A 10,293-nucleotide genomic window follows, 5' to 3' on the forward strand; every position below is an offset into this window, starting at 1 on the left:
TAGTCTCAAAATCTGCGTCACGCATATTCGATGCGTGATACGCCTCCTCCCATCTCTTCTTCGCTTCCTCAAACAATTTCTTTTTATCGCTCATTCTCAGCCAATCTTACTTAATATTCTCTTCGCTCTCGGATTCGGATTCAACCGCGGCCTCTTCTTTCTGAGCGTTAATCTCATCCTGTTTTGCATTCGAATTACGGGGTATGGTCAGCTTTTGAGTAGCAAAGACAAGCGCCGCTGACGCCTCGTCTTCGCTGTCTTCCATCAGGAGTGTAGTCTGGTTTGCGAGTGATTCTCTCACCTTGCCGCTAAACGGCACTCCACCGACATATTCCGGCGTGATGGACAAGTATTTTTTTACCAATTCCACCATTTTGATTCCTACAGAACCCTCATGGCTGTTCTGGACAAAGTTAACTACAATTCGAAGATCGATCGAATCAAGCGTTGATTTTAAATCGTTAACAGATTCGGGCGAGACAAGGCCCGCCTTTTCAATCAGCTCCCTAATATTCCGAATCCCGGCATCGTTTATGGGATTCCGCGCCTGATCGATCAGGTCATGGAGCTTCCGGTCTTTTTGAAATACCGTTAAAAGTTTTCGGTAAATAGATGCCTTAATAAACCCGTATGCAGACTCGATTGCAGGTTTTTCAGGGATTGTAACGATAATACCGGTATCCGCCATTGAGAAAAGATCGAGCGTGTTGTATGAAGTTCCGGCGCCTACATCGAGGAGGATATATTCAGCCTGAAGCTGTTGTATATGTCTCATGAATTTGAGTTTAGTAAAATATCTCGGATTCGCCATCCCTACAATCTCATTGCTTCCCGGAAGAAACTTCAAACCGTCAATTGAAGTTTCCATGAGCAGTTCGTCGAGCGTGGACGCTCTTCTCAGGAAGAAGTCATAAATGGTCGACTGCGGTGCGCTGATTCCGAGATAAGAATGCAGATTTGCACCGCCGAGATCGGTATCCACAACTATGACTTTTTTGCCGAGTTTCGCGAGCCCAACCGCTATATTAGCAGAAAACATGCTCTTCCCTACTCCGCCTTTTCCACCCCCGACAGCCCATATCACCCCACGCGCCATCAGCCCACGTCCTCAAGATTCGCTCTGAGTATCAATTCAACCAATCGAGTTAAAACGTCCACTTTCTTATTTAGGATTCCTAACTTTTCATTCTGAAGCGAAACCAGCTTAAGCAGTTCGACAGAAGAACTATCCCTGGTCAGAGCTTCAGGACTATCTTCTTCCGAAATTGTTGTATCCTCGGCAGTCTCCGGAAAACCTTCGCCGTTGGATCCGTCGTGCGAGATTTCCTCTTCTGCCGGTTTTTCCTCGATACCCTCCGGCTTGAGATTATTCACAAGGTCATCTATATCGCGTCGTTCGTCGTCTGACAGGTTCTGCATCAGTCTTTTTCGTTCATCTCTTTCATCACATCGGAGATCTCAGTGTCGATTTTTTTTCCATCTTCTTCCAATTCCTCAAACTTATCCATAAGCCGGTCAACCTCGGCAATTGCCTCTTTGTCTGTTTTAAGCCAGCGCTCATTATTTCCTGAACCCTTTTCCGGTTGCTCTGCGGTCTCTTTGTCTATAATATTTTCGGATTCAACAGGTTCAGCAGCGGACTCAATCTTCTCCTCATGTTCGGAGCCGGATTCTTCTATCGGTTTCCCGTCCGTTTTGTGATCGCCCGGGTTATCGGAACGTAATGCACTATTATGTCCCGATTTGTCGCGATATACGAAAACACTCAACCCCGCGATAACTAACAGTAATATCCCTATAATGGAATAGAGATAAATCCGGTTTTTAGTGAACACTTCGTCATCCATTTCAGAGGGTTTTTCTGCGGGAGACTCAATGCTTGGAAACCCTGTGAGAGTGGAAAGCAGCGCCTCCGCCTGTATCACTTTTGCTTCCGATTTTCCCACTGCTACGTATCTGGACAACTCTCTTATTGCCGACGCTGTGTCTCTCTCTGTTAACAGGATATCCGCGAGGTGTAAATGGGATTCACTCCATTTTTCCTCGTCAGTGAGAGCCTTTTCAAAGTTGAACTTCGCCATATCCAGCTGATTCCGCTCCTTCCGGATGATACCGGCATAAAAATATGCGTCGGAATATCCCGGTCGAATTCTCAATGCCTGTCTGAGCTTAGCTATCGCTTCGTCGTATTCCTTCCTGTTGAAAAACTCGATTCCCTCCTGAAGAAATTTTTCAGCGGAGCTCAACTGGCTTTCATCAGCCTTGTAAATGTCCAGAACAACCCTGTCCGGCTGCTCAAAATAATGATTCCGCAAGGTGGAGCGCGCAGCCATAATTTCGATAGAGACTTTTATTCCGTCAAACATAACGACAGCAGACAATTCCTTGACCAAGCCATCGTTAATGGATAAACTTTTTACTTTTGAAGTCATATTAACCGCACTGAATATCAGTTCCACCCTATTTTGTTCGGCTGTCAAATCTTTGATAAGAGGCTTAACCTTTCCGGAAAATTCAAATACTATTCTCGTGTAATCATCATAAGTTGCATATCGAATTTCTCTCAGATCGGGTTGTTGAGCGTGCGCAGAAGGAACACTTAAAAGCGCCATAAAAATGATACTTGTTATCTTCATGATAAAATTCCCTTGGTTTCTGTAACTATTCGTTTTAACAGAAGTCCAAAGATTTAACTATTTAACCAACTCTTTGACATCTCCGCTTTTCACCTTTTCCCCGAGTACGGCAGCCGCAAATTCTGTTATCTTTTCCGGAGAAAGACCCACGTCATCGAGAAGCTGATTTCTTGAACCATGCGTTACAAAATCATCAGGAATACCGAGCGTGAAAAATCTCTCCGTTTTGATAGAATTATCGGAACACCAATTTCTCAGGTTGGCGCCAAATCCACCCATGATGGTGTTCTCTTCAATCGTTATACGAACCGGGTATTCTCGAGATAACGATTTCATCATTTTTTTGTCAAAGGGTTTGACGAACCTGCAATTTACCACCCCGACAAAGATGCCTTCGTCAATTAATAATTCACGTGCCTTCAGCGCGTTTTCAACCATCGCTCCGACTGCAAGAAGTACTATCTCCTGCCCTTCCTCCAGAATCTCCCATGATCCGATTTTAATGTTTTCCGGTTCGAGTTGCGGATCATAAGCTATAGAGCAATCCTTGGGATAGCGGATAGCAAACGGACCTTTCGCTTTTTTTACCGCCGTGTACAATAAGCTTCTAAGTTCGTTTCCGTCTTTTGGAGCCGACAGCGTCATGTTGGGAATAGTGGATAGATAAGATAAATCGAAAACTCCGTGATGAGTCGGGCCGTCCGGTCCGACGAGACCAGCTCTGTCCAACGCAAAGATTACGGGAAGATTTTGTATTGACACGTCGTGAATCAGATGGTCGAACGCCCTTTGCAAAAATGTCGAATAGATCGCCGTTATCGGCTTCATCCCTGCAGCCACCAACCCGGCGCTGAAGGTAACGGCATGGCCTTCGGCGATACCTACGTCAAAAAAGCGCTCCGGGAATTTTTCGGCAAACTCGACCAATCCGGTACCCTCTTTCATGGCGGCTGTGATCAAACATATTCGTTTATCTTTTTCGGCAAGTTCACAAGCTACGTCACCAAAGACCTTAAGATAGTCGGGAGCCGGCGGCTTAGAGCTCTTCCCACTCCCTTTTATTCCATGCCAGGTTACGGGGTCGATCTCAGCGGGTTCATAGCCTTTCCCTTTTCGGGTAATTATATGAAGGAGTACAGGACCTTTGATCAAGTTCAGCTTCTTTAACGTCGGTACGAGTTCGTCGAGGTCGTGACCGTTTATCGGTCCGAAATATCTTATTCCAAGTTCTTCGAAAAATATTCCCGGAACTATCAAAGCTTTTAGTCCTTCATCGATTCGCCTTGCAAGGAATCGAATCTGTTTTTTTCCGATAGGTAATTTACCCGTCAAATTCCAGATTTCATCTCTCACCCTGTTATATAACGGGTTGGTGAGCATGCGGGTGAAGAGCTGTGATACCGCTCCGACATTTTTGGAAATAGACATTTCGTTATCATTCAAGATTATGAGCATATCCGTCTTGAGCTGCCCGGTGTTGTTGAGGGCTTCGAACGCAAGTCCACCCGTCATTCCTCCATCGCCGATAATGGCGACCACCTTATTATCCTTATTTAAGAATTCCTTCGCTTTTGCGAACCCGAGCGCCGAAGAAATCGAAGTGGACGCGTGTCCCGCCCCGAACGCATCATGCTTGCTTTCAGCGCGTTTCAGAAATCCGGAGAGTCCCTGATATTGTCTGATAGATTCGAACCTGTCATTTCTTCCGGTTAGAATCTTATGGGCATACGCTTGATGACCCACGTCCCAGATCATTCTGTCATAAGGGCTGTTATAGACATGATGCAGAGCCACCGTTAATTCAACTGCACCGAGAGGTCCTCCGAAATGTCCTCCGACTTTCGTTACAACTTTTATGATTCTGTCCCGGATTTCACCGCTGAGAATCTTCAGCTCTTCAATGGAAAGATCCTTTATTCCTTCAGGAAGTTTAATCGAATTTAATAGGTTTTCGGACATCTAATTTGAATTTTCCTCCGATACGACTAATTGGTTGATGAAATATTTATGAATTGATCTATTATCCGTGAGTTCAGGATGGAATGAAGCTACTATAACGTTGGAATTTCTTGCCATTACCACCTCATCGCTCAGCATTGCTAAAGGAACAACACCCTCACCGAGATTGAGTATTTTCGGAGCCCGAATAAATATGGCGTGAAACGGCGTACCGTTGGTGAAATCAAGCGATATGTCCGACGAGAAAGAATGTAATTGTCTGCCAAAACCGTTTCTTTCCAAATTCAGGTCTATCGCACCGAGACCGAGCACCTTTTCAGATTTCGTTTGATTCGCAAGCAGGATCAAACCAGCACAAGTGCCCATTACGGGTTTGGTTTTAACAAATTTTCTGAGGACAGGCTCGAGATCATTCTCCTTTATCAAGTGTGTCATGGTTGTTGACTCGCCACCCGGTATAATCAGGGCATCGAGTGAAGCAAACTCTGATTCATTACGAACGGGTAATCCCTTTACGCCGAGTGAAGAAAGTACCCTAAGGTGCTTATCGAAATCACCCTGAAGCGCTAACACACCGACCGTTTTCATCGGTTTTACCGCTACCAACCTCTCTCCTGCAAAAGTTGTTCTTTCGGAATTTCCGATATATCGAGACCTTTCATCGCATCAAGCAGACCCTCTGATACACGGGCGAGCACTTCCGGGTTATCCCAATGGGTCGTCGCTTCGACAATCGCTTTTCCTCTCGCAGGTGGATCATCGGACTTGAAGATACCTGAACCCACAAAAACCGACTCCGCTCCCAGCTGCATCATCAGCGAGGCATCCGCGGGAGTGGCTATCCCGCCGGCGGCAAAGTTCGGAACAGGAAGTTTTCCTAACTTGGCTGTCTGCTTTACTAATTCAAAGGGCGCGCCGAGCCGTTTCGACTCCGCCATAATTTCATCCTCCGACATCACCGTGAGCGCTCTGATTTCACTCATGACCGAACGCATATGCCTGACCGCTTCTACTATGTTACCGGAACCAGCCTCGCCTTTTGTGCGGATCAAAGCGGCACCCTCGCCGATTCTCCTCAACGCCTCTCCAAGGTCCCTGCAACCGCAGACAAACGGTATTTTAAAACGGTTTTTATCAATATGATTTTTTTCATCTGCCGGAGTCAATACTTCAGATTCGTCGATAAAATCGACTTCCAACGCTTCGAGTATTTGTGCCTCAGCGAAATGACCGATCCTGCACTTCGCCATAACCGGAATGCTCACTTTGTTTTGAATCTCTTTTATCATTTTCGGATTAGACATCCGTGCGATGCCGCCATCCGCGCGGATATCCGCCGGAATGCGTTCGAGAGCCATCACGGCTACTGCTCCCGCATCTTCAGCGATTTTGGCCTGATCGGCGTTGGTAACGTCCATAATTACGCCGCCTTTGAGCATCTCCGCAAGCCCTACTTTTATTTCGAATGATCCGTTGTCCATTACTCTGTCCTCAATATATTCATGCCGGCTGCGCTTCGGCAGTTTCGATTTCGATGGAGATTTCGTTCAGTCTCGAGATTACTTTCTGTATCAGAATATCAGGTGTGGATGCTCCCGCCGATACCCCGACCGTGTCGATGTCCGAGAACCATCCGTTCTCTAAATCGTCAGCTGCTTGAACCTGATACGTATTCTCATTGATCTTCCTTGAAATTGACGTGAGCCTTTTAGTGTTAGCGCTTGTAAAAGAACCGATAATTATCATCACGTCATTAACGCTGGCAAGCTCTTTTATGGCGTTCTGGTTACGTGTAGTCGGAAAACATATAGTGTTTATAAATCTCAGGTCTGCCGCCTTTGTTACGAGAACGTTCAAAATCTCCTGCACGTTTTCTATCGTTTGCGTGGATTGAGATACTACTCCTATCTTTTTCATCTTCCTGAGCGCCTCTGCCTCTTCGGGTGTGCTTAAGACCGTTGCTCCGTCCACCTGGGATGCTATTCCTACCACTTCGTCATGTCCGTGATCTCCGATTATGAACACCTGCCTCCCTTCTTCCGCAAGCTGTTTCACTTCTTCATGTATCTGTGTGACAAGCGGGCACGTAGCGTCAATTATATTTAATCCCTTCTCCTCTGCATTCTTCCATACATCGGTAGATGTACCGTGCGCCCTGAAGAGCACCGGCGCACCTTCGACTTTATCGAGATCGTTTACAACGAGCACTCCCGCGTCATCCAGTTGATGCACTACATGTTCGTTATGGACGATGTCCCCGAGCATGAAGACATTACCGAATTCCCCGGCGCTTTCGTGCGCCATCTCCACGGCATCACGCACTCCGAAACAAAATCCGGAACCTCTCGCAAGCGTAACTTTCAATCTAACAGTATCCTTTCTAAAGAAAAACGAACTAAGTTACTATTATATATTATTTTAACTTCGATCCGTATCTATCCGGCTGAATATAACCTAAAGATGGGAAATTCTCAAGTATTTTTGGGATTGGGTTTCTAATTTTAAGCATCAGGGGGAAATCTTTCGTCGGCGATGAGTCAGCCGCCTAAATAAGACCGGCTCTGACTGCAACCGTTACCCGCAGATAATTTATAACTCATCTAAAGTTTTGCGGTCGTGATACCCTTCTGACCCTGATATTTACCTTTTTTATCAGCATAAGAAATTGTCGGCTCGTCATCGGATTCAAAGAACAAAACCTGAGCGATCCCTTCATTAGCGTAAATCTTTGCCGGAAGGGGAGTCGTGTTCGATATTTCGAGAGTGACATGTCCCTCCCATTCCGGTTCAAAGGGAGTAACGTTGGTTATTATTCCACAACGCGCATAGGTCGACTTTCCGAGGCAAATAGTTATGACGTTCCGGGGAATCCGAAAATATTCCACGGAGCGTCCGAGCGCAAAGCTGTTAGGCGGTATGATACAAACGTCTCCTTTGAAATCGACAAACGAAGTTTTATCGAAGCTCTTCGGGTCCACAATCGCATTATTAACGTTCGTGAATATCTTGAACTCGTCCGATACCCTCAAATCGTATCCGTACGATGAAATACCGTAGGATATGACTCCGTCACTCACCTGTGAGGATTCTAACGGTTCTATCATGCCATGTTCTCGCGACATTCTTTCAATCCAATTATCCGGTCTGACTGACATCAATCTCCTTTCATATTAAGAATTGTTCTTATAGGTATCGGACATGAGCTGCTCCGCTTCTGCTAACATTTTTGGTATCAGTTTTTTATATCCTTCGGTTACGCGAGCCCCCGAAGCATATTTATGACCCCCACCCCCTAACCTGCGGGCGAAATCGTTCGAGTCAAATTTTTCTTTCGAGCGAAAACTCAGCTTCGTCACTTCGTCAGAAATTTCGAGCACCACTACGCTCGCTTTAACACCTTTAATATTTCGAAGAAAGTCAGCAAATCCTTCGATATCCTTCGACTGAGCCCCTGCTCTTTTGAGCATATTTCTATTGATAACACACCATGCGAACTTTCCATCGGCGGCGTACTCTATCCGGCTCATAGCTTCGGAAAGCAACGCTATCCGTTCGGGCGGAACATCACCGTTCACAAAACTCCAGACTCGCTCGGGGTTTACTCCTAACCCGATCAATTTCGCTGCTATCGTGTGCGCCTTTTCACTTGTATTGCTGAATCGGAAGGAGCCGGTATCAGCCATTATGGCGCTGTAAATAGACTCTGCCATTGAAAAAGTGATCTCGGCTTTCAAACCCGTCAGAAGATCGTAGATCAGTTCCCCCGTAGCCGATGCGGTCGTGTCCAGGTAGTAATGGGTAAATTTATCTTCTTCCTTCGGATGATGATCGATACATACCGTAGGAATATTATGAAAAGTGATCAATTGTCCTACTTCCTTCAATCGGTCGTAGTTACCGATGTCGAGCACGAAAGCGGTATCAAATTCCGGAAACAGAGCGGTGGATTTTTCCTCATCAAATTCTTCCACCTCGTGGTTAGATACCAAAAACCTGAAGTTATCGGGCATAGACGAACAATTAATTATATGTGGTTCTTTCCCGATTGATTTTAGATATTGATATAATGCTATTTCGGAACCGATCCCATCGCCGTCAGGGTTTACATGGGTAGTAATCAGGAAACACTGTCCTTTTTCTATAACGGACCTGATAGATTCAAAATCTCTCATTACGTTTTCATTCAAGCCGGTAATTCCTTCCTAAACAATATTTAAAAGATGATAAATCTTTTAAATAACTCCGGCAAGTTCCTGGAGTAACCGCCAGTTTCTCAGTCTGTCTTCGTTCGATGCTAAAATCGCTTCTGAAGGGTTTCCCTCTTTGTCGAACTGTTTAGCAAATCTGCCTTCAGTTCTGGCGAAATAGGTAAAGTCGATGACCTCATCCGTCTTAGGGTTCGTGTACCAATCTTCTTTAATAGCGGGGTTACTGGCAAGACTGAGTCGTTCACTGAACTTTTCGCCGTTCCTCGGGTCGTAAACGAAGAGCGGGAAAGCCCGGCTGTTTACCGCAAGTTTAGCCTGATGACCCGCCATGTCGTCCGCAACGCCGTGTTCCGGTTGGCATGTGGTGAAAGTATTCACAATCGCGGGACCCGGGAACTCGTTCGCCGCCATTATCGCCTTATAAAAATGATTAGTATGGGCTGCGGTAGTCTGAGCGACAAATACGTTGGGATGCATCATTGCGATATTGCCTAATTCTTTCCGGTTTTCGGTTTTACCTTTGATAACTGTTCCGTGTACGGACATTTTCGCTTCCTGTCCAAGAAACGTTCCGGTTGAAGCCTGCCCCCCGGTGTTCGAATAAACCTGTGTATCCAGAATAAGCACGTTTATGTCCATCCCGGAAGCCATCATTCTGCTGAGCGATTGGAATCCGATATCGAGCATTGCCCCGTCACCTCCGAGAACCCATATCCTCTTGTCCTCCCATCCCATCTGATTCCAACGGGCTCTCACTCCCATCGCATCGGCGGGAGCGTTCTCGAACAAAGAATTCGTCCAGGGAACTAAATACGGATTATACGGGTAAGTGGAACCGTAAACCGTGTTGCAGCCTGTTGCAGCCACTATACCGATAGATTCTTTGCCGTAAACGAATCCTGTTGCGGCAAGCATCATCCTGAGAACGGTTGCTTCTCCGCAGCCCATGCATGAACCCGCACCTCCCACATATAACAGGCTGTCATCCGATAGCATCATATCCGGAAGGATTTTCTCCTGAATAAAATCCGTAGAAGTAGGAGGCAGGTTCTCGTAAGCCTTCCAACTATCTTGATAAACAGGAAGATTCTCCTCGGTCTTTCTTATCATCTTAAGAGCGCCATGATCACCGCAAACTTCAACACATTCGCCGCACCCTTTACATTTGGTCGGATCGATAAAAATCCCGAAAAGCCCGGGGTCTTTACCCTTTTTTTCGTATACGTTCCAATACTTGTTGGTCTCCGAAAACTGATTCCTGACCCAATCCCTTATATCCGATTTTTCAATATTATTCGTATGGGTTTCGAGATCTTCAGGTCTCATCACCTTTCCGAGTATCGCTGTGTCGGGGCATTCGGTAACACAATCCATGCAGCCCACACATGCATCCGGAATCAATTCCGGTATATCGGGCGCAATATAGCTGAAGTCGCGGAGTGCGCCGGTTCCCGCGGGAATCAAACTTCTCGCGACCGATTCATCCGCCG

General features: G+C 46.1%; 10 protein-coding genes. All 10 read right to left on the reverse strand.

Annotated elements, in window-relative coordinates; all coding sequences use genetic code 11:
- Positions 1–106: 106 nt before the first annotated feature.
- On the reverse strand, positions 107–1,096 hold the full coding sequence (locus IID12_08050; protein ID MCH8289039.1) for a P-loop NTPase: 990 nt from the start codon (positions 1,094–1,096) through the stop codon (positions 107–109).
- Complete coding sequence (locus tag IID12_08055; GenBank protein MCH8289040.1) at positions 1,096–1,419, reverse strand: hypothetical protein; 324 nt, start codon at positions 1,417–1,419, stop codon at positions 1,096–1,098. Before IID12_08055 ends, IID12_08050 begins: the two co-directional genes overlap by 1 nt.
- A complete protein-coding gene (locus IID12_08060) occupies positions 1,419–2,636 on the reverse strand; it encodes a hypothetical protein (protein MCH8289041.1) in 1,218 nt (405 codons plus the stop codon). Before IID12_08060 ends, IID12_08055 begins: the two co-directional genes overlap by 1 nt.
- A gap of 57 nt (positions 2,637–2,693) precedes the next feature.
- Complete coding sequence (locus IID12_08065) at positions 2,694–4,595, reverse strand: 1-deoxy-D-xylulose-5-phosphate synthase (GenBank protein ID MCH8289042.1); 1,902 nt, start codon at positions 4,593–4,595, stop codon at positions 2,694–2,696.
- Positions 4,596–5,201 carry a pyridoxal 5'-phosphate synthase glutaminase subunit PdxT gene (gene pdxT / locus IID12_08070; protein MCH8289043.1) on the reverse strand — a complete coding sequence of 202 codons (606 nt, stop codon included), beginning with the start codon at positions 5,199–5,201 and terminating at the stop codon, positions 4,596–4,598.
- Positions 5,195–6,076, reverse strand: coding sequence for a pyridoxal 5'-phosphate synthase lyase subunit PdxS (gene pdxS / locus IID12_08075; protein ID MCH8289044.1), 882 nt, complete (start codon positions 6,074–6,076; stop codon positions 5,195–5,197). Before pdxS ends, pdxT begins: the two co-directional genes overlap by 7 nt.
- 19 nt (positions 6,077–6,095) lie before the next feature.
- Positions 6,096–6,959 (reverse strand): 4-hydroxy-3-methylbut-2-enyl diphosphate reductase, encoded by an 864-nt coding sequence (locus IID12_08080; protein ID MCH8289045.1) that lies wholly within the window; start codon positions 6,957–6,959, stop codon positions 6,096–6,098.
- Positions 6,960–7,195: 236 nt separating this feature from the next.
- Positions 7,196–7,750, reverse strand: coding sequence for a dCTP deaminase (locus IID12_08085; GenBank protein ID MCH8289046.1), 555 nt, complete (start codon positions 7,748–7,750; stop codon positions 7,196–7,198).
- A 15-nt stretch (positions 7,751–7,765) separates the two neighbouring features.
- Positions 7,766–8,782, reverse strand: a complete 1,017-nt coding sequence (locus IID12_08090; protein ID MCH8289047.1) for a bifunctional oligoribonuclease/PAP phosphatase NrnA — start codon at positions 8,780–8,782, stop codon at positions 7,766–7,768.
- Between the two features lie 45 nt (positions 8,783–8,827).
- A partial coding sequence (locus tag IID12_08095; protein ID MCH8289048.1) for a 4Fe-4S binding protein occupies positions 8,828–10,293 on the reverse strand: 1,466 nt, incomplete at its 5' end.

The organism is Candidatus Neomarinimicrobiota bacterium, from assembly GCA_022567655.1.
GTDB lineage: Bacteria > Fidelibacterota > SORT01 > SORT01 > SORT01 > JADFGO01.

Excerpts from the sequence above, each read along its gene's own strand:
- IID12_08050 (MCH8289039.1), bottom strand. The coding sequence starts at position 1,096 with ATGGCGCGTGGGGTGATATGGGCTGTCGGGGGTGGAAAAGGCGGAGTA.
- IID12_08055 (MCH8289040.1), bottom strand. The coding sequence starts at position 1,419 with ATGCAGAACCTGTCAGACGACGAACGACGCGATATAGATGACCTTGTG.
- IID12_08060 (MCH8289041.1), bottom strand. The coding sequence starts at position 2,636 with ATGAAGATAACAAGTATCATTTTTATGGCGCTTTTAAGTGTTCCTTCT.
- IID12_08065 (MCH8289042.1), bottom strand. The coding sequence starts at position 4,595 with ATGTCCGAAAACCTATTAAATTCGATTAAACTTCCTGAAGGAATAAAG.
- pdxS (MCH8289044.1), bottom strand. The coding sequence starts at position 6,076 with ATGGACAACGGATCATTCGAAATAAAAGTAGGGCTTGCGGAGATGCTC.
- IID12_08085 (MCH8289046.1), bottom strand. The coding sequence starts at position 7,750 with ATGTCAGTCAGACCGGATAATTGGATTGAAAGAATGTCGCGAGAACAT.